Below are 20,047 nucleotides of genomic sequence, written 5' to 3' on the forward strand. Positions count from 1 at the left end.
CGCGGCAGGCTTCCGCCCCCTCGAAGGCGGCCATGCGCGCTTCCAGCATCGCCACCGTCGGATTGGAAAAGCGGGCGTACTGGAAGCCCGGGTCCTTGTTCAGGAAGCGCGCCTCGGCCTGTTCGGCGCTGTCATAGACATGGCCCTGCGTCAGGAACAGCGCCTCGGAGGTCTCACCGAACTGCGAACGCAGCGTGCCGGCATGGACGAGACAGGTTTCGGGATGAAGGTCGGCGACGTCGCCCAGGATTGCCGACATGATAGAAACTCCAAATCGTTCGTTTTAACGGACGATTTGGTATCATCCAAGCCATCCGCCGTAAAGTGTGAAAACTTGTCAGGAGCGGCCAGCTGCGCCCAACAGCAGACGAAAGCTGATTCCATCCTACTTGAAATGCAGGACATGGCGGCCGAGACAGGCCCCCCACTGCCATTGTGCGTCAACGCGACGCCAGCGCTGATGACGCGTGAGGCACAAGCCTCCACGACGACGCCTTGGCCTTGATCCATGAAGTGCACACCGATGGCTGTCGTGGCCCCTGCCCACTCAGCACCGTCGGGTGAGCGAGATCAGCGCGGACTTCGAAGCCCGCCCCGGCGGTCGCCGACGCGGCTCAAGGCGCTCACATCAGGACTTCGGCAGATCGGGGACCCGGTACGAAGTGGTCGACTTGATCCTCTCCATGGCGAACCGTGAGGTGACGTTCTTCAGTGGTATCGTCGCGATCAACACTTTGTAGAACGCATCATAGGCGGCCATGTCGGCGACAACCACGCGCAGCATGTAGTCGACGTCACCGGCCATTCGATACAGCTCCATCACCTCAGGCATGGCGGAGACCGTTTGGGCAAAGTTCTCGATCCAGGGAGCCGAATGGTCAGCCGTCTCGATCTGAACGAAGACCGTTAGCCCCAACCCAATCCTCTCCGGCGCAACCAGCGCCACGCGCTTGAGGATCACGCCGGCCTGCTCAAGCTTTTGGATTCGCTTCCAACACGGCGTCTGAGACAACCCGACACGGTCGGCCAATTCCGCGATTGAGATGTTGGCGTCGGCCTGCAGTACGGTCAAGATCTTACGATCAATGGCATCCATCTCTGATCCCCGGCCCATAAGATAAAGCTTTCAAAGAGCTCTTCGTGACATTTGATCTTGGATGGGTGCTCCATCGTCTCTTGCCGCCCGGTGGAGGACCGAGCCTGCAGGCTCGACCGCGCTCCTTGCGCGAGACGTTCTCGCCGACGCCGGCACGCTCAAGCGTTGAGCAGCGAGCATTCGGCATCACCACCAGCCGCGCTTGGAGCTCCAAGGCCCCTCCTCCTCGTGCCTTCAAACTGCGCCATCGCCGGCGCGAGATGCTCCCCCGGATTGCCTCCGAAACGGCCGCCAGCTCACCGTCGAAAACGCGAGAACAATTCGTTCGTCCAAACAAACGATTTAAGGGTGGCCTGTCAATAATCTTTCTGTTCCCCCGTATAGGAAGCTCGGTCTATCAACTTTTGGGAGCCACAAAAGGTGATAATTCTCGACCGACCGGTTCCGGTAGTCGAAAATCCCTACGAATATCGTTCCTTTAAAAGAACGTTTTGTTGACGTCCGCGCATGGCTCAGCGCACCATTGGACGCCTTGATTTCATTGGTCCGCGACCGCTGTCCCGGATCCTCATGCGAGCCTTCATCATGATCACCCGACGCCATCTTCTCGCATCGGCCGGTGCCACAATCCTCCTCGGACCGGCTGTCGTGAGCCACGCGGCAGAGCCGACGGGCGAACCGATCTATCTCGGCGTCAGCGGTCCTCTCACGGGCCCCAATGCCCAGTATGGGGCGCAGTGGAAGCAAGGCTTCGACCTCGCTCTCGAGCAGATCAATGGCTCGGGCGGCATCAAGGGCCGCCCCCTGCGGTACATCTTCGAGGACACCCAGAGCGATCCGAAGCAGACTGTGGCGGTGGCGCAGAAATTCGTCGCCGACAAGCGTGTCGTCGCCCAGCTCGGTGACTTCGCGAGCCCGGCCTCGATGGCCGCTTCGCCAATCTACCAGCGCGCCGGGCTCGTCCAGTTCGGCTTCACCAACTCGCACCCCAACTTCACCAAGACGGGCGATTTCATCTGGAGCAATTCGGTCAGCCAGGCCGACGAGCAGCCCCTGAATGCGACCTATGTCGTCAACAAGGTCGGCTTCAAGCGCATCGCGATCCTGTTCCTCAACACCGACTGGGGCCGGACCAGCAGGGACCATTTCGCCGCCAAGGCCAAGGAACTGGGCGCCGAAGTCGTGGCGGCAGAAGGTTATCAGCCCGACGAGAAGGATTTCCGCTCGACGCTGGTGCGGGTGCGCGATGCCAAGCCCGACGGGCTCTTCCTGGTGTCCTACTATGCAGACGGCGCGCTGATCGTGCGGCAAGCGCGGCAGACGGGCGTGACCGTGCCGATCGCGGCCTCGAGCTCGATCTACTCGCCGAAGTTCATCGAACTCGGCGCCGAGGCGTCGGAGGGTGTCTTCACCAATGCGCGCTTCTTCCCCGAGGATCCGCGCCCCGAGGTGCAGACCTTCGTCAAGTCCTTCCACGCCAAATACGGCAAGGAGCCCGACGCCTTCAACGCCTATGCCTATGACACGGTCGTTCTGTTCGGCCAGGTGCTCCGCGAGACGCCCAATCTCGATCGCACCACCATCCGCGATACGCTCGCAAAGGTGAAGGATGTGCCGAGCGTGGTCTATGGCAAGGCGACCTTCGATCCCGAAACGCGGCGGATCAGCGGCGCGACCAGCGCCCAACTGGTGGTCCGCAACGGTCGCTTCACGCTCTGGGACGGAGTGAAGACGAACTGATGAGCCGTGCCCTCTCGGGATCGAGGACGCCAGCATGACCTCCTGGTTCGACCACACCGTCAACGGCCTGATCATCGGCAACATCTATGGCCTGCTGGCGGTTGGGCTGGCGCTGATCTTCGGCGTCAGCCGGCTCATCAACTTCGCCCATGGCTCGGTCTATGTGGTCGGCGCCTATGTCGGCTGGGTCGCGGTTTCGGTGCTGCAGACGCCGTTTCCGGTGACGCTGCTGCTGGTGATCTTTCTGACCGCCCTGCTCGGCATCGCCATCGAGCGCTTCGGCATCCGGCCGCTGGCGGGAGCGCCCCGTATTGCGCCGCTGCTCGCCACCATCGGTCTGAGCTTCGTCATCGACCAGACGGTGCAGATCCTGTTCAGCCCAGATCCGCGCGCAGTGCCGATGCAGCTTCCCAATTGGCGCTTCCAGATCGGAGGCGGCTCGATCGGCGTGCTCGACCTGCTGATCGGCGGCATCGGCCTCACCGCGGCCGGCGCTCTCTTTGCCTTCCTCAAGCTGACGAAATGGGGCTGGGCCGTACGGGCCACCGCACTCGACCGCGATGCCGCCCGCGTCGTCGGCGTCGACGTCGATCACGTCAACTGCATCGTCTTCGCCATCGCGGCCGCGCTCGGCGGCGTCGGCGGCGTGCTGGTCGGGATGTACTACAACGTCATCACACCGACGATGGGCTTCGAGGCGACGTTGAAGGGGATCGTTGCCGAGGTCGTCGGCGGCGTCGGCAATGTGCCCGGGGCCATCGCCGGCTCGCTGCTGCTGGGGCTGATCGAGAGCTACGGCGTCGCCCTGCTCGGCACCAGCTATCGCAACCTGTTCGCCTTTCTCCTGCTGATCGCGATCCTGGTGCTGCGGCCCAACGGCCTCTTCGCCAGCCGCCACCAGCTCCCGCCCGAGCCGATGACCGGCACCTTCATCGCGCCGAGCAAGCCGATCCGGCTGCCCGTGCCGCTGCTCGCCGCCCTTGCGGCGGGTGCCATCGCGCTGCCCCTGCTGATCGACAACGGCTACCTAATCCAGACGCTCACCAATGCTTGGCTCTATGCGCTGCTGGGCCTGAGCATCACCCTGGTCGCCGGCACCAGCGGCCAGGTCTCGCTCGGCCATGCGGCGCTGCTCGCCATCGGCGGTTACACCTCGGCGCTGCTGGCTGCTGATTATGGCGTTCCGGTCTGGCTGTGCCTCGTTGCCGGCGGGCTCATGGCAGCAGGCCTCGGCACGGTGCTGGTGTCGCCCGCCTTCCGGCTGCGCGGCCATTATGTCTCGATCGCCACGCTCGGCATCGGCGAGATCGTCGCCCTGGTCATCCTGAACTGGGAGAGCGTAACCCGCGGTCCGATCGGCGTCGCCGGCATCCCGCCGCTCGAACTCTTCGGCCATGCCCTCTACGAGACCAACGCAATCTATTGGCTCGCTCTGGCGCTGATGCTGGCGCTGGCGCTGCTGCAGGTCAGGTTGCTGGGCTCCCATCTCGGACGCACCTTGCGCGCCGTGCGCGATGACGATGTCGCGGCACGCTCCTTCGGCATCGGGCTGAACCGCTACAAGGGGCTGGCCTTCGCCTTCGGCGGCTTCGTCGCCGGCATCAGCGGCGCCTTCACCGCCCATATGTACTCCTTCATCAACCATGAGACCTTCAACACGCAGATTTCCGTGCTGGCGCTGACGATCGCGATCCTCGGCGGCATGGGCCATGTCGGCGGCGCGATCCTGGGAGCCGTTGCGCTGATCGGACTGCCGGAGGTGTTCCGCGTCGCCGCCGAGTACCGGATCCTGCTCTACGGCGTCGCGCTGCTGCTGCTGGTCCGCTTCCGGCCGCAGGGCCTGCTTGGGACCGTCTGATGAACGCGGCTCTCTCCCCCTCCGCGACCGCCCCTCTGCTCGACGTGACCGGGCTGGTGCGCCGCTTCGGCGGCGTCACCGCCGTCGGCGGGATCAATCTCTCGATCGCTGAAGGCGAGCTCGTCAGCGTCATCGGCCCCAATGGCGCCGGCAAGACGACGGCCTTCAACCTGATCAGCGGGCTCGACAAGCCCGATGCCGGCACGATCCGGTTCGCAGGAGCCGACATCGCCGGGCGCTCGCCGGAGGGCATCGCCGCCGCCGGCATCGCCCGCACCTTCCAGCATGGACGCGTCTTCGCCAATCTGAGCATCGGCGACAATGTGCTGGTCGGGGCGCATGGCCGGCTGCAGGCGGTTCGTCCCGACTGGCCGGTCATTGGCCCGCTGGCGGAACTGGCGCTGGCGCTGATCCGGCCGCCCTCGGTCCAAGCGGAAGAGGCCGCCCTGCGCGAGGAGGTTCGGAAGATCCTGAGCCTGTTCGGCGAGCGGCTGCTGCCACGCATCGACCAGCCGGCGCACAGCCTGTCCTATGCCAACCGCCGGCGCGTCGAGATCGCCCGGGCGCTGGCGGCGCGGCCCCGGCTGCTGCTGCTCGACGAACCGACTGCCGGCATGAACCCGACCGAAACAGCGGAGATGCTCGAGATCATCGCCAGCCTGAAGGCACGAGGCCAGACCATCCTGCTGATCGAGCACAAGCTCGACATGGTCATGCGCCTGTCGGACAGGGTGATCGTGCTCGATGACGGCCTTAAGATCGCCGAGGGCAAACCGCAGGCCGTGCGGACAGACCCGGCCGTGATCGAGGCCTATCTCGGCCATGGCGCGGTTGGCGGCAAGGCTCCGGCCGCCGACGCCGCATCGCCGCTCCCCGTGACAGCCTGAGGCGGCCATGACGCACACGCCCCCCATCCTCGAACTGCGCGACGTCGACACGTTCTACGGCCCCGTTCAGGCGCATTTCGGGCTGTCGCTCAAGGTCGAGCGGGCTGAGATCGTCTGCCTGCTCGGCGGCAATGCCAGCGGCAAGTCGACGACGATGAAGATCATCCTCGGGCTCGTGAAGCCGACCGCCGGCGACGTGCTCGTCGATGGAACCTCGGTGCTGGGGCTCTCGACCCCGCAGATCGTGCGGCTCGGCGTCGGCACGGTGCCGGAAGCCCGGCGGCTGTTCGGTGCGATGAGCGTGCGCGAGAACCTGCTGATGGGCGCGTTCACGCGCGACGACGAGGCCGGCGTGGCGGCTGATCTCGACCGGGTGCTGACGCTGTTTCCGCGCGTGGCGCAACGCATCGGTCAGCAGGCCGGCACGCTGTCGGGCGGCGAGCAGCAGATGGTGGCGATGGCGCGCGCCCTGATGGCGAGACCACGCATCATCATCATGGACGAGCCGACCATGGGCCTGTCGCCGCTCTGGGTGGACCGCGTGCTGGCGCTGATCCGCGACATCAACGCCGAGGGCGTCAGCATCTTCATGGTCGAGCAGAACGCCAATCTGGCCCTGCAGATCGCCGATCGCGGCTATGTTCTGCAGACGGGACGCGTCGTGATCGAGGCTGCGGCCGCCGATTTGCTTGTCGATGCACGGATCAGGGACGCCTATCTCGGCGGAGCGGAAGCAGCATGACCACCAAACGCCTTGGGTTTTTCAGCCGCCTTCTCGACGATGTGCCGGCCGGCGAACGCTACCGGCTCGCCACCGAGCAGATCGTCCATGCCGAGCGACAGGGCTTCGATACGGCGTGGGTGGCGCAGCATCATTTCCACCGCGACGAAGGCGGACTGCCCTCCCCGCTGCCGTTCCTCTCCTTCGTCGCCGCGCGCACGACGCGGATCCGGCTGGGTACGGGCATCATCATCCTGCCGATGGAAGACCCCGTGCGCCTCGCCGAGGACACAGCCGTGCTCGACCTGCTCTCGAACGGGCGGCTGGAAATCGGCTTGGGCACCGGTGCGACGCCTGAGAGCTTCCTCGCCTTTGGCATCGAGAAGACCGATCGCAACGAGGTCTTCAACCGCAACTACGCCCGCCTGCTGGACGCCTGGCGCGGCGCAGCGCTGGGCCATGACGAGAACCGGCTCTATCCGGAAGCCGCCTCGCTCGAACAACGGATCTGGCAGGCGACCTTCTCGGCCGCCGGCGCCGAACGCATCGGGCAGGCCGGATCGGGCTTGATGCTGTCGCGCACCCAGCCACGCAGCGCCGATCAACCCTGGCGCACGCTCCCCGAGATCCAGCACCCGATCGTCGACGCCTATCTCGCGAACCTGCCGGCCGGCGTCGCCCCGCGGATCCTCGGCTCGCGGTCGCTGTTCGTGGCCGATACGCGGGAAGAGGCCCTCAAATATGCCGAAATCGGCCTCAACCGCGTGCTCGACCGCTTCATCGCCAACGGCCATCACGTCCCCGACCGAAGCCTCCAGGCCCTGATCCGGTCGTTCGACGTCCATGTCGGCACGCCCGACGATGTCATCGCCTCGCTCGCGGCCGACAGCGTCCTCGAACGCGCGACCGACGTCGTTTTCCAGGTTCATTCCGTCGATCCGCCGCATGCGCTGATCCTGCGCTCGCTCGAACTCACCGCGCAGCACGTGGCGCCGGCACTCGGCTGGACCGGCGGCCAGACCAGCGCGCTGCTCAAGATCGATGGCGGGCAGCGATGAGCGAAGACGGCTTCCTTCCCGGACACAAGCAGGACAGATCATGACGACCGAAGCCACTCCGGATGTGCTCGACACGCTCATCGGCACCGTTCCGGGCTCCACTCTCGATGCGCTCCGTCACGAGCGACCCGTCACCCGCCTCAATATCCAGGCGAGCTATGAGGCTCTCTTTGCCGTCGGCGATCGGGGCGGCGTCAGCCAGAGCGAGCGGACGGCCTTGGCGCTCTTCGTGACGCTGCTGCATGGCGAGGCGTCCGGCGCGGCGCACTACGATGCCCTCCTGCAAGAGCAGCCAGGCGGCGCCGCGCTCGCGGAGGCAACCCGGCGCCAGGCGCAGGCGGCCCGGACGACCGGGCCCTATGGCGCCTATCCGGCCGGCCCGCTGTCGGTGGAGGATGTCGCCGGGCCGGTGTTCAGCGTCGAGGGCGCCGACCGGGACGTTCTGGGCCCGCGACTGGCGGCACTGCTCGCGCACGCCCATCTGCTGGTCTTCCACCCTCGCGACGCGGCTGCCGCGGCACTGGCCGCGCTGCAGCAGGCGGGCTGGAGCACGCCCGAGATCGTGACGGTCTCGCAGATCGTCGCGTTCCTCTGCTTCCAGATCCGCGCCGCGCATGGCCTGCGCCTGCTGAACGCCTGAACCGTCGCCTCGGAGACCTGCACGATGACCACGATCGAGACAGAGCGTCCCCCGGTTGGCGCACCCACAGTCTTCACCCAGGCCCAGCTCAACTGGAACGCCTGGATCGAACCGGTGCCCGAGGACGCCCTGAGCGACCACCAGAAGGACGCGCTCATCGACATCGCGCGCACCAAGAGCCCGTATTTCCGGCTGCTGGCCCATGATCCCGACATCCTGAAGACGCGGACGCTGGCCGACAAGGACATCTTCTACAACACCAGGGACGGCCTGCCGCGAGCCGAGCGCGAATTGGCCGCAGCCGCGGTCTCCCGCAGGAATGGCTGCATCTACTGCGCCTCGGTTCATGCGCGCTTCGCCACGACGTTCTCCAAGCGCCACGACGATGTCCAGCGCCTGCTCGACGAAGGGATCGGCACCGACATCGACCCGCTCTGGAACGCGATTATCGAGGCCTCGGTCGCCCTGACCACGACGCCGATCGCTTTCAGGGCCGATCACGTCGCCAAGCTGCGGAAGCTCGGCCTCGGCGATCTTGCGATCGCCGACCTGATCCACGCCGCGGCCTTCTTCAATTGGGCCAACCGGCTCATGCTGTCGCTGGGTGAACCAGTGAGGCAGGCTTAGCTTGGTTCGTGTGACGTGATCCAAAACGCGCTTAGCCGCGTCGAGAATGATCTCTATATGAAGGCACTTTCAGGTAGACCGACTTGGCGTTGCCCAGGCTCCGCCCTCGTTGTTGACGCGTTTGATAGCAAGCGTCTCAACGCCACGTCGCAGGCAAATGGGCGGCGGAGATGAATTCGTCTTTGAACCACGGCCATTTCCGACTGTCGAAGATGCCTTTCAACCACCGGATGGCTTGCTCGACAGCAGGGCTGTGGCGCGTTTCGCGGCGGTAGGTCAGCCAGATGTCGCGGTAAGCGGTCACCGGGAGCTCGAGCGGCACGACATTGTTGCCGAACGCAACGGAATAGTTTGGCAGGGCACCAATACCGATGCCGTTCTCAATCGCCGCAATCGCGCCGCAGCTGCCATGGACCTTTGCAACGATCTGAATGGGGCGCACGGGTCCAAGTAGGTTTGAGAGATGGCCGTTCGACACGTGACCGTCCCACTGTTCGATCAGCCGGTGATTGCGCAGAGCCTCCCTTGAGGCGGGCCGACCATGCGCTTTCAAATAGTCCTCGCTCGCAAACAGCTCGAAATGCATGCGGCCGAGCCTGATAGCGACGACGTCGGCGGCTGTTGGCGGCGTCATCTGGATGGCGAGGTCTGAATCGAAGCGCAGGATGTCTGCGACAGTATTTGAGATCCGGAAGTCGATCCCAATCAGGGGGTGGGAGTCCTGGAATGCCTTGAACTGTGGGATGAGCCAGTTGACCCCAAGGCCTTGGGTCACGGTTACGGCGACCCAGGACCGCTCGCCGCGACGTTCAGCGACGAGATGTTCGAGTTCGTTGACTGGTGCCTGCATGCTACGGGCGATATCGATGACCTGCTGACCCAGCAAGGTCGGGATCGCGCCGTCCGGCCCGCGCTCGAGCAGCCGTCCCTTGCAGGCAGCCTCCAAGGCAGCGACGCGACGCAGCACTGTTGCACTGCTGACGCCAGAACGGCCAGCGGCCCGGCGGAGACTGCCTTCGTCAGCGAGCGCCACCAGTAGGCGAAGATCGTCCCAGACGAACCGACCCGGCTCGGAAGCATCAACGTTGCCATCACTCACAGGCAATCTCGCGTTTCAAAACTGAGCCATCGGCGGTCCGTTTTGCACCGCAACCCTTAAGAACTCGTCTGCATCTACCCGTCTCAATGCGCAAGGCAGGCCGCAACGGGCGTCCTGCTGCCCGGGATCGGCGCAGGATCTGCACCGTTTGGCAGGGCTCCAGCATTCAGCCCAACAGGCGGCTCAGGTGGCCTGTTGGCCATTCGAAAGGAGTTTGCGATGCAACAGCAAAAACAAAACAGCGGGGCCGATGCGCACGCGACGGCCGCTGTTCAACCGATGCACATTCCGGCGGGCTCACGGATTGCGCTAGGGAATCTAGCAGCCGGGTCGATGGGCGATGACCGCTCCTTCGCGGTTCCGATGCCACTCGTACCGTTCCAGTTCGCGGCCAAGCTCAGCGGTGAAGTTCCCGCGATTGGGTCTGTTTTCGCGGAGTCAGGGCTGCAGGCCAAGCTGGAAGCACAGTTAGTCATCGAGTCGGCTTGGACGATGATGAGCTACATGATGCCCGGGATGGCCGCTGCACCATTGGCTCGCTATCCGACGCACGTGAAGCCGAGACCGCTTCCGCTGATGGTACCCAATATGTTTGATTTCGGTATCCGTGGGCCAAGTCATGCTGGCGACATCATCGTCTCCGGACCATGCTTCTTTGGCGCTCCCAGCCCCCCTCCCTCGATCGTCAGGCCGGAGAACGTGCGTGCGGCTATGCGAGAGAGCCGTGCCGACGATCTCATCCGCAGGATCATTGCGACCGATCCTGCAGTCAGGCAGGCGTGGCTGATGGGTCGAGAGATATCGTGGCCTCTGATCGTCGGCTATACTCCCGGCGTGCGACCTATCGCTCGTGCCGCGCTGCATGTGTTGGCTGAAGATGAGGCGCTTGCTCTGCAGCCCTGCACCATCGCAGCAACGCTGTGTGTTCTGCTCGGCACAAACAACTATAAGCGGCGGCATGGCATGACATTCCATCGCACGGGCATGCTGGCGCCAATGCCAAATGCCGCGTCAGTGCGTGCAGCTTTGAAGCAAGCCCATTGCAGACATGATGAAAGACGTTCCCGCGAGGTGACGACAGCACTGTCTTACCTGCGCCGCGCCGGGCTGAATAATCTTGCGCGTCAGATCGAAGCGCAGGCGATGGCCGCGTTGCCGGCTGGCGTGCCCTGAACGCCGGTCTGGCGGGCGGGGCAGCCGATGGGGCAAGCTGCGCCGTCGTCATTGGCGCGGCTCGACCGGCGCCGCCGTACTGTTCCAGGCGGCAGCCTCGTTTTCGTGATGTGTACGATCTGCCTGCTGGATCTCCGTTTTGACGGCCGCGCTCGAACGCTCGAGCGCGCCCAACAGTTCGCCCAGCGTGGCGGAATCGCCTTCGAGGATGTCGTCGTAGATGGATATCGCTTCCTTGGAAGTGGCGAGCGCCATGATGAAGGCAGCGACTACGACTGCCTCAGCCGGCTTCAGCATCGCCCGATTGCGATGGAAACCGCGCAGATAGACCTGCCCGGAAAGATCGGCGAGCTTCAGGCGCACCTCGTGATCGGTCAGTTCGGCGGGCAGCTTGCCATCCGCCGCGTCGGTTCGCTCTTGACGGGCAGATTTACTTGGGCGGTCGCTGCGCTTTTGACCGAAGCGGTCAAGCGTCTCGATCCGCTCGGAGTTAAGATCGTTGTCTTTGGTGGCGTTAGTCATGCTAGGGCTCCCGGTGATGGTGGATCGAATGGTCGAGACGGGCGATGCAGCGTCGCCGCGTCGCTTTCTGGCGACGGCAAATGCATGGTTCGGCTATGCCGAGCAGGCGATCGCGCATTTGGAGGCGTCTGGAGGCGCGCGCGAGGAGGCCTACCGGGCGTTTGCGTTAAAGGTCGACGGCAAGATGCAGGTCGTGCAGCGATTGGTGCGCGCGGCGCGCTTCGTGCGCGAGGTGGAGGCGAAGGACGATGCCAAACTCGGCCAAGACCTGCGTCGGGCTCCGATCGACGCGGTTTTGGCACTCGCCGGTTGGGCGCGCCGGGACCGGCCGAGCGCGCTGGCGGCCGCGCAGCGGCTTGCGGCCGGCGACATCGCCCTGTCGGGCTTGCGCGAGCTCGAGCGCGGCAGCCGTCGAACCGGCCGTCGTGCTCCAGACAGCATGGCGAGCGATGCCGAGTGGCAGGCTTTCGTCTCGAAAGCGGCGGCGCAGCTGGTTTCCGAACGCTTCCCTGGCGCGCGGCCGGTCTGGGCTGCCAAAGGCTGGAGCGTCGGTCCCCGCACCCGGCTGAAGCTGCCCGGTGTGCTCGGGGCAATGAAGCGCACGCCGCTCCTGCACCTGGCTTTCGCGGTCGACGACGACGTCCTTCTGGTATCGACCTCGGCGACGCGCGTCGCCGCGCCTCGCCGCTCCACCCTCACCACCCAGACGCTGATCGCGCTGATCGGCTACTGCAGCCTCGGTTACCGGGCGCTGTTCTGCTCGAACCATGCCGCCGAATGCGAGAGCGCCCGCGAGTTGCTCGATGCCCTGCGAGCCGCCGGGCAGGACCCGGCGCTCGAGGTTGCGCAGCTCGAGATGGGGACTCACCGTTCGGGCCCGTAGCCGGGCGTGCGCCTCGCCTCGTGCGCGGCGTCCTCAAGGTCCTGCCGCAGCGCGAGCGTCTCGGCGTCCTCCTTGTCATTAGGCGGCCCCTCCTCTTCCTCGCCAACCGTGTCAGCCAGATCAGGCTCGGGCGAACGACCGCCGTCCTCGTTGTCCGTCGGTGCGGGATCGTCCGGCGCTTCATCGGCGTCATCGCCGTTGCCCTCCGCCGACGTCGCCTGTTCGCCGTTCTCATGCGCCGCGTAGGCACGCGCCTCGTCCATCTTTGCCTCGACGGGAGCCTGCTTCTGATGCTCCGCCTGGCCGTGTTCCTGCGTGTCAGTCTGATCGGCCTTCTGGCTCGACTGACCGCCTCGCGCTCCGTTCCCGGCGGCGGCCGGCCGCCAGGTACCGTTCTCGAACTCGTTCCAGAGCTGCCTGATCTCCGCGCGAATCTGCTTTCTCAGACGAACGGACGCGCCGTCGAGCTGCGCGATGTAGCGCTCGGCTACTCCCTCGGCCGTGTGGCCTTCCTCCCACAACATCCTGCACGCCGAGCCGAACTCACTCCGGAACTCGTTCTGCGTGAGCGTAGGCGGTCCCTCGGCCAGCGCTGCGGCGATCATGGCCTGAAAGGGCTTTCGACGCAGGGCCGTCTTCCTCGCCCCTACATCGGTGGCGGTGCTGGCATCGTCGGTCATGGCGTGTCTCCAAATGTCTCGGTCAATTTCTACATCATGCATAGATTGACGGATGATAACGACTGAGTCAAATGACCTCCTGACAGGCGCTCTGCGGTGCAGGAACAAACGGGGCACACCTTACGCACCCCGGGTGCAGCAAACTCGGCGGAAGGAGCCGCAAGCCCATGACAGCATTTAACTCTCGATCGGAAACTCGCGCCTCGACCCGGGAACTGCGCGTCGCACTGTCGGTCGAGGTCCATGATCACGTCCAACGCCTGGCGCGCCTGCAGCGCTGCTCACCTGCGCGCATCATCGAGCGCGCGCTGCGGGAACAGGTTCTGGCCGAGGGGGTCGAGCGATGGCTGGCGCGGGCGCAGGTCGTCGACGCGCAGCTCGAGGCAATCGCGGACGCGCTCATCGCAACGGGGCGTGCACGGCGATGATCACGATCGAGATCATCAACTCGATCGCCTATTACCGCGTCGCGGAGGGGCGTGCGGGGCTCGACGAGTTCGATCTCGGTTTGAACTACTACGAAGACCGCACCGGATCGCGCGGCACGCTCATGCGGTTGGCCGGGCCCGCTCCGCTTGGATACGATCTCGACGCCGGTCCATTCGGGTCAATCCTCGACGGGAGTCTGGCGCAGTTCGATCTGGTCGAGCGGCTGGGCCAGGGCCGCGACCCGCGCACCGGTCGACGCGCGATCATGCCGGTCACCACTACCCGCGATCGGGCGGGCAAGCGCTCTCGCGGTCGGGGACCGCGGCGTGTGGTCGCCTACGATCTGACCTTCTCGGCGGAGAAGGTGATCTCGGTGCTGGCGCTACTCTCGGAACCAAGACGTCGCGACATTCTGCTCGCGATCCATGACGACGCGGTTGAAAAGACGCTACGGCTGGCGGCAGCCATGGGGCTGATCCTCAACCGCCGCGGCAAGCAGGGCGCAGTGCGCCTGCCCGCCACCGAAAGCATCGTTGCGGTCTACCGGCATCTAACGAGCCGAGACCGCGATCCGCAGTTGCACAGCCATGCGGTCCTGTTCAACATTTGCGTGCGCGACGACGGCTCGCTCGGCGCAATCGAGAACAGGCTCCTGCTCACCTACAAGAATGCGCTCTCGGCACTCTATCGGGCCGAGCTCGTGCGGCTCCTGCGCGAACGGATGGGTATCGTCGCGATCGGCAAGGGGATCGGGATCGAGATCCCCGGTGTACCTCGCGAGGTCTGCGAGCTGTTCAGCAAGCGCCGAGCCGCGGTGGTCGGCGAGCTCAACCGCAAAGGCCTGACAAGCGCGGAGAACCGGCGGGCCGCCGAGATCGCGGCGCTCGGCACGCGGCCGCGCAAGGACAGCGCGACGCCCCTGTCGCAGCTGCAGCAGGACTGGCATGCGCAGTTGGCTGGGATCGGCTTCGACATAGAAACGATCTGGGATCGAGTAGAGGCTCAGTCGGAACGCAGGCGCAACTTGCCGGACAAACCCGTCGTGTTTCAGATGGCCGCTCGCAGCGCGTATGCCGAGCTGTTCGAGCGGGAGCTGACCATCTCGCATGCCGACATCCTCCGGATCGAGGCGCAGACCTTCCAGACGCAGCTGGCGCCGGCGCAGATCCTGGAGCGCGCTCGGGCCCGTCAAGGCGAGTTGATCGGCTTGCCGTACCTATCGCACCAGCTGAAGCGCTTCATGCCATCACAAGCGATCCGTGACGAGCACGCGCTGCTAAAAGCGGCCCTCGCCGCGCGCGGCGCCTGGGCCGCGCCTGAAACAGCGGCCGTCGAAGCGGTGCTCGCCGTCAGCACCGCCAGCAGCGAGCAGCGCGACGCGGTGCGTCACATGCTCGGTCCCGACGGCGTGTGCGTCGCAGAGGGCGCGGCCGGCACCGGCAAGACGCACGTTTTGAAACTGCTGCGAGACATCCTGATCGCGGATCGGCGCCAGGTGCTCGTCGCGGCGCCAGCCTGGCGAGCGGCCCGGCTTGCCGGACAGGAAGCGAGGGTCGCGCTCGCCGACGCGTTGGCCCTCGATCCGCTCGCGGTCGAAATCCGGGAGGGCACACGGGTCATCGATCGTAACACCGTCATCGTCGTGGACGAGGCGGGAATGGCCGGATTGCGCGATCTCCAGACATTGGTCGAAGCGGTGACGGCGGCGGGCGCCAAGCTGATCCTCACGGGCGATACCCGCCAGTTGCAGCCGATCGCGCGCGGCGCGCCGATGCGAGCCCTCATCGACCTGCTCGGCTCGCATCGCCTCAACCAGATCCGGCGACAGGGGCTCGAGTGGATGTGCGAAGCTTCCACGCAGTTTGCCGCAGGGGATGCGTCAGCGGGGCTCGCCCGTTATGACGAAGCTGGGGCGGTCGCCGTGCATAGGGACCGCGAAACGACGCTAGCCGCCTGCGCGCGATCGTATCTCGACGACCCGTCGCGGGCAGAGCCTGGCTGGAGCACACAAGCGCTGGCGCGCAGGCTGCTGATTGCGGTTCGCAACGAGGACGTCGCGGAGCTCAATCGCCGCGTCCGCCAGATCCTGATTCAGGATGGACTGCTCGGCGAAACCGCGATCTTCGTTGACGCCGTGGGGCGCGGCGGGGGTGATCCCGTGCCGGTCGAACTGCGCGTCGGCGATCGCGTCATGTTCGGGCGCAGGTTGCGTCTCGCAACGCAGGTCTTCAACTCGGACGTAGCAACGATTCTCTCTGTAGATAGCGACGGCGAGCAAGCTAGGATCGTGTTCCGGCTCGACCGCCGAGACGAAGACGGGCGCCCGCTCGAACTCGCTGCCCGGATCAGCGATCTCGCCGTGAAGGACAAGACTGGCAACAGCGCAGCGATCCACCTTCAGCATGCCTATGCCGTCACGAATTACGCCGCCCAAGGTGCAACAGTCGATGTCGCGGTAGTCGCCCATCTGTGCGCAATGAATGCATCCAATCTCTACGTCGCCTGCACGCGCCATCGCCACTCGCTCAGGATCGAGGTCGATGGCGAACGCGTGCTCAGGCTCGATCGCTCACGCCAGGCGGGCATCAGCCGCGCCGGCGGGTTCCGAGGTGTCGATCAGGTAGCGCCGACGCCAGAGCGAGCGTTGACCCCTGATCAGATCGAGCGCGTGATGAACCAGTTGCGGCGCGAGGCGAACGCGCAGCCGCTGAAGGCCAATCCCAGCGACTACGTCGATAATGTGCGCGACTGGCTCGGTGCCGCCGATCCGGTCGCTGCGTTCCGCCAACGCATGCGAACCAGATCCCACGCGCAGATCGTGCCGAAGATCGAAGAAGGACGCGCCCCCGAAATGACATCGGCGAGCGCGCCTCCCTCTGTCCGGGTTCCGACGCCCGGGCAGAATCATGCGAGGAGCGATCCCGAAGCGCTCACGACCGCAGAGCGAAAGCGGCTCGCGGCAATGCTCTCGCCCGCGACCTGTCTTTCCTGGTTCGGCGGACGGCTGACGCGCACCGAATTGCTTGCTCACCCTGCGAGCGGTTATGCGCTTGATCCGAGAGCCGCGAGAGTCGGCTGGTCACGGCGGGCCGATCAACGACTGCGGAGAGCCGGAGCGGAATCCGAGCCGCGTCTCGTTCAGGCGGCGGTGGTGCTCCTCGGAAAATCGTTACGCCAGGCGCGCTCGTTCGTCCGCGACCGGGCGGCGCTTTGGGTGCTCAATCCGATCGCTCGGGCTCTGCGGACCCAACTTGCGGCATCTTGGCGTGTGCGACTCTCGATGCTGACCTCCTCGGTCGTCGCACCAGTGATATCAGACGATCAGGCGGACATAGCGCCTTCGGCAGGGCTTCGGCGCTTCAAGGCGATGATCGCCCGGACACGACGGCTCGCTCAGGAGCGTGGCGCCGAGGTCAATCGGGGCATCGAGGTCGACATTGCGAGGACCTCGGGCATCGGGCGGTCCCGCGCTCCGTCAGTTTCAAGCGGGCTGGACCGGCGAGACGGCAGGGCGCCGGATCAGGACCGCGCGCCTGCTCGCCACGTTAGTTGGGCAGCGCCTGGCGCCGATCCGACAACACTCACAATCGTCGCAAGGGCGCACCAGGCCGGGTCGCCGTCCATGATCGCGCTTTCTGGACCGGCGCCGTTCACGCTCGACGTGGACGAAGTCGGATCAACCGGTGCGCGTCGGCGCAAGACCGCGCTACGCAGAATAGATGCGACGGGGCGTGAAGCTGACCACCGGCAGGCCGCAGGCAACGTCCCAGTATCGACTTTTATCGCTGCAAACGAGCGACCGAGGGCGCTCCAAGCTGCTTTGCGTAGCGCGCAAACACGCGCATCCGGCAGTCTTGATCCCGCATTGGTCAAGCCAAACATTCTGTCGGAGGCTGATATCCTCTGGAAGCCCTCGGCAGAGGGGCCTGTCGCCCAGCAGGCCCGGGCTGCGGCGACACTGATCGAGGCCGAAGCAAAAGTTCAGACTCCATTGCAGGCCAGCAAAATACCCGACAAAGCTGCAATTGCGGGCGCGGCCGCCAGAATAAGAGTTGAACAAATCCTCGCAGGCTCGACGCGGCCGCTCTCTGACGATGACGAACACCAACCCCTTGGCAAACGACTGCGCAAGGTCGCGTTGCGAAGGCTGCGCGCGGCAGAACGTTTGTTGGATAGCGCGCGGAGCCAGCCCCGCGCCGCTTTAGATATGACCGTAGAACGGCCTGCACCGGATCCGAACGCAAACCTCAAACCACTCGCGTCCGCGATACCCTTGATCGATGACCTGCCCGGGAAGCACCATCATCCTGACCCGCCCGCCGCAACCCGGACCAACACGGGATATCGGAAATTGGACCACGACATGATCAATCCAAGGACACTTACAGACAAAGACGTCCTTGCAACATCACCCAAGGTGAACCCTCAAAAATCGGCGCCGCCTATCGTAATCGGAACAGGTCGACCCAAGAGGTCACCCGGCGATAAGGGGCCGGGGATGTAAGAGTGTCAGCGCCTATTTGGCCGTACCCTTTTTGGAGAATTCTTCCAAGCGAACGGTTAGGACCTGATTGGTGGTCGAAATACAGGCCCGGCGCAGCTACACGCCGAAGCGCCTCGATTGCACCGTGGCCGTTGGGCTAGGGCATGACTTGATGGTTCGGCCATGGGCCAATTGTTCGCGATGCCAACCAACAAAATGTGGTCTGCCACCGCAAAAGCGAGACGCCGAAACGTGAATGGTGGTGGTGGCTGGCTTAAGTCTTCGTTGACCAACCTGATGCGCCAAAAGCTGCCCTTCGCTCGCCTCCAGACAACGGACGTTCAGTACAGGCCACCTGAACCCGGTGCGACAGTGCGACAGGATGTCGATGCCGAGCGCCGCCATCAGCGCGCCTCCGCCCGCAGCCGTTCTCGCTAACCTCATCAATGTGATTCCACTCAGCCATCCCAAGTAGGACGGGCAAGCGAGCTCGGTTTGCCCGTCCTATGATCGATCAGGACTTGACCCGTCAGACCAGCGCGACAGCGATCACGAGCGGGATCGCCGCTCCCGCGCAGAGCGCGACGAACTGGTTCGGCTCGCGGACGATGTTTGCGACGACGATGCCGAACAGGGCCCACGCGATCGCGGCGACGTAGATCACCGCGCCGCTGGCGAATGCCACGATCCCACCAAGCACTACGGCTGCCGCGACGAATCCGATGGTCCAGACAGTTCCCTGCTCGCTGCCGCCGCGCCGCAGCGTGGACGACGCGTTGACGAACACCGCCGCCGAGATCCAGCCCGCGAAGAGCTGGAAAGGCGCGGCAACGAGCCAGAAGGTCGTCGTGCTGTGAGGCTCGGCGGCTTCGAGCCGGACCATGATCAGGAGGAGGCAAGCCAGCGTCGCGACGATCAGCCCGACGCTGGGCCAGCTGAGATCGTGCTTGGGAACGTAGTATTCCCAGGCGACCGTCAGCGAGAACACGGCGATCGCCAGCCAGCCGATCTCGCGCAGGAGCGGATCGCCGAGATTGGCCGGCATGAGCTGCCAGATTGCAAAGCCGAGGCAACCCGTGAAGATGACGCCCCAGATGGCGAAAGCCCATTCGATCGGGACCACGGGGGTTTGCAGCCGCGCCGATCGCGACGGGGTCGTGTGCGGCCACCGCCGCAATTGCGGCCAATAACCCATGAGCGGCTGGGCGATCGCCAGCAGCAGAACGAGGATGGCGCGCGCGCCGTCGAGCGAGAGATAGGGATCGAGCATGATGCCTCCTTTGGATTGGATCATATGCTGTAATGCATTTTCTTTCGATTGGTTCAGTTGATCCACAATGAGAAAACGAGGGACGCGGAATCTGGCCCATGCGGAGCGTCGCGCGGCGCTGATCGCGCGTTTGCGCTCGCGCCTCTGCGACCGGGAGGCGGGGCTTGCGTCATGGCGCGAACTGGCGGCGGCAGCCGAAGTCAGCCTTTCGACGCTGACCCATTATTTCGGACGGCGCGAGGACGTCGTGCGGGCGATCATGGAGGATGATTTTCGACGTGGAGCGGAGCCGCTAGCGACGATGGCGCAGCCGAGCGGCCCCTTCGCGCAATCGATCGCCGACGCGCTTCGCCACATGGCGGACGGCTTCCGCTATGGCGGCCTGGGCGCGATGTTCGCCACAGGGCTGATTGAGGGGCTCAGGCACCCGGGCCTTGGCCCGGCCTTCCTCGACAACGCGCTCGAGCCGACGATCGTCGCGGCGGAGACCCGCCTCGCCGCTCACATGGCTTTGGGCGAAATGCGAAAGGTCGATCCGCGCGGGCCGGCGCTCGCCTTGATCGCCCCAGTGCTCCTCGCCTTCCTGCACCAGGGAGAACTCGGCGGGGCGGAGCGGCGGCCTATCGAGCTCGACGCCTTCCTGGCAGAGCACGCCGAGGCGTTCGTCAGGGCTTGGAGCTGTGCGCGGACTGCACCCTGAATAGGTTGAAGGTGGTAGCAAACCATTACGCGGGGCTTCTTTGCGGCCTTGTCGCACAACGCGATCGTCAATGTCGGGTTGCAGCCTCACAAGCCCGGTCCACGTAATCGAACAGCGTGCCGGTTCGCGCCAGTTCCTGCCATTGGTCGGCTGCCTGAAACCGGACGCCAACTGAGACCGC

At 65.1% G+C, this 20,047-nt stretch carries 18 protein-coding genes; 12 read left to right on the forward strand and 6 right to left on the reverse strand.

What is annotated here, in order from left to right:
• Together AX750_RS15565 and AX750_RS15570 are read right to left on the reverse strand one after the other, a co-directional pair.
• The coding region (locus AX750_RS15565) for a PLP-dependent transferase (protein WP_197432830.1) at window positions 1–259 on the reverse strand (259 nt) is incomplete at its 3' end.
• Between the two features lie 369 nt (window positions 260–628).
• Window positions 629–1,096 carry an Lrp/AsnC family transcriptional regulator gene (locus tag AX750_RS15570; RefSeq protein WP_066734660.1) on the reverse strand — a complete coding sequence of 156 codons (468 nt, stop codon included), beginning with the start codon at window positions 1,094–1,096 and terminating at the stop codon, window positions 629–631.
• A 648-nt stretch (window positions 1,097–1,744) separates the two neighbouring features.
• On the opposite strand from AX750_RS15570, the gene AX750_RS15575 reads away from it, so the two are divergent.
• From AX750_RS15575 to AX750_RS15605, 7 genes are read left to right on the forward strand one after another with little or no spacing between them, the layout of a single operon-like run.
• Window positions 1,745–2,836, forward strand: a complete 1,092-nt coding sequence (locus tag AX750_RS15575) for an ABC transporter substrate-binding protein (RefSeq protein WP_245282410.1) — start codon at window positions 1,745–1,747, stop codon at window positions 2,834–2,836.
• Window positions 2,837–2,870: 34 nt separating this feature from the next.
• The gene (locus AX750_RS15580) at window positions 2,871–4,694 is read left to right on the forward strand and encodes an ABC transporter permease (protein ID WP_066734612.1); all 1,824 of its coding nucleotides are present in this window, start codon (window positions 2,871–2,873) and stop codon (window positions 4,692–4,694) included.
• Window positions 4,694–5,581, forward strand: a complete 888-nt coding sequence (locus AX750_RS15585; protein ID WP_066734615.1) for an ABC transporter ATP-binding protein — start codon at window positions 4,694–4,696, stop codon at window positions 5,579–5,581. Before AX750_RS15580 ends, AX750_RS15585 begins: the two co-directional genes overlap by 1 nt.
• Window positions 5,582–5,588: 7 nt before the next feature.
• Window positions 5,589–6,323: an ABC transporter ATP-binding protein gene (locus tag AX750_RS15590; RefSeq protein WP_066734618.1), complete on the forward strand. Its 735-nt coding sequence runs from the start codon at window positions 5,589–5,591 to the stop codon at window positions 6,321–6,323.
• Window positions 6,320–7,360 carry a putative FMN-dependent luciferase-like monooxygenase gene (locus AX750_RS15595; RefSeq protein WP_066734621.1) on the forward strand — a complete coding sequence of 347 codons (1,041 nt, stop codon included), beginning with the start codon at window positions 6,320–6,322 and terminating at the stop codon, window positions 7,358–7,360. Before AX750_RS15590 ends, AX750_RS15595 begins: the two co-directional genes overlap by 4 nt.
• Window positions 7,361–7,400: 40 nt before the next feature.
• A complete protein-coding gene (locus tag AX750_RS15600) occupies window positions 7,401–8,000 on the forward strand; it encodes a CMD domain protein (protein WP_066734631.1) in 600 nt (199 codons plus the stop codon).
• Between the two features lie 24 nt (window positions 8,001–8,024).
• A complete protein-coding gene (locus AX750_RS15605; RefSeq protein WP_066734633.1) occupies window positions 8,025–8,627 on the forward strand; it encodes an alkylhydroperoxidase domain protein in 603 nt (200 codons plus the stop codon).
• A gap of 136 nt (window positions 8,628–8,763) precedes the next feature.
• Here the strand turns inward: AX750_RS15605 and AX750_RS15610 are convergent, their stop codons facing one another.
• Window positions 8,764–9,726 (reverse strand): LysR family transcriptional regulator, encoded by a 963-nt coding sequence (locus AX750_RS15610; RefSeq protein ID WP_067254649.1) that lies wholly within the window; start codon window positions 9,724–9,726, stop codon window positions 8,764–8,766.
• Between the two features lie 219 nt (window positions 9,727–9,945).
• Here AX750_RS15610 and AX750_RS15615 point away from each other — a divergent pair, with 219 nt between their 5' ends.
• A complete protein-coding gene (locus tag AX750_RS15615; RefSeq protein WP_066734638.1) occupies window positions 9,946–10,899 on the forward strand; it encodes a hypothetical protein in 954 nt (317 codons plus the stop codon).
• Between the two features lie 48 nt (window positions 10,900–10,947).
• Here AX750_RS15615 and AX750_RS15620 read toward each other — a convergent pair whose 3' ends face one another.
• On the reverse strand, window positions 10,948–11,421 hold the full coding sequence (locus AX750_RS15620) for a hypothetical protein (RefSeq protein WP_066734643.1): 474 nt from the start codon (window positions 11,419–11,421) through the stop codon (window positions 10,948–10,950).
• Between the two features lie 28 nt (window positions 11,422–11,449).
• Between AX750_RS15620 and AX750_RS15625 the strand changes: the two genes are divergently transcribed.
• Entirely contained in the window at window positions 11,450–12,304 is an 855-nt protein-coding gene (locus tag AX750_RS15625; RefSeq protein WP_066734646.1) for a hypothetical protein, read from the forward strand.
• Here the strand turns inward: AX750_RS15625 and AX750_RS15630 are convergent.
• Window positions 12,286–12,984 carry a hypothetical protein gene (locus AX750_RS15630; RefSeq protein WP_066734649.1) on the reverse strand — a complete coding sequence of 233 codons (699 nt, stop codon included), beginning with the start codon at window positions 12,982–12,984 and terminating at the stop codon, window positions 12,286–12,288. The genes AX750_RS15625 and AX750_RS15630 overlap by 19 nt on opposite strands.
• Before the next feature lie 167 nt (window positions 12,985–13,151).
• Here AX750_RS15630 and AX750_RS26170 point away from each other — a divergent pair, with 167 nt between their 5' ends.
• Entirely contained in the window at window positions 13,152–13,412 is a 261-nt protein-coding gene (locus AX750_RS26170) for a hypothetical protein (protein WP_066734651.1), read from the forward strand.
• Window positions 13,409–17,917 (forward strand): MobF family relaxase, encoded by a 4,509-nt coding sequence (mobF, locus tag AX750_RS15640; RefSeq protein ID WP_066734653.1) that lies wholly within the window; start codon window positions 13,409–13,411, stop codon window positions 17,915–17,917. Before AX750_RS26170 ends, mobF begins: the two co-directional genes overlap by 4 nt.
• 508 nt (window positions 17,918–18,425) lie before the next feature.
• On the opposite strand, the gene AX750_RS15645 is transcribed toward mobF, so the two are convergent.
• A complete protein-coding gene (locus AX750_RS15645) occupies window positions 18,426–19,166 on the reverse strand; it encodes a hypothetical protein (RefSeq protein ID WP_156449942.1) in 741 nt (246 codons plus the stop codon).
• Between the two features lie 130 nt (window positions 19,167–19,296).
• Here AX750_RS15645 and AX750_RS15650 point away from each other — a divergent pair, with 130 nt between their 5' ends.
• Window positions 19,297–19,866 carry a hypothetical protein gene (locus tag AX750_RS15650; protein ID WP_066734657.1) on the forward strand — a complete coding sequence of 190 codons (570 nt, stop codon included), beginning with the start codon at window positions 19,297–19,299 and terminating at the stop codon, window positions 19,864–19,866.
• Window positions 19,867–20,047 lie beyond the last annotated feature (181 nt).

This window comes from Methylobacterium sp. CCH7-A2, from assembly GCF_001557075.1.
Lineage (GTDB): Bacteria > Pseudomonadota > Alphaproteobacteria > Rhizobiales > Beijerinckiaceae > Allobosea > Allobosea massiliensis.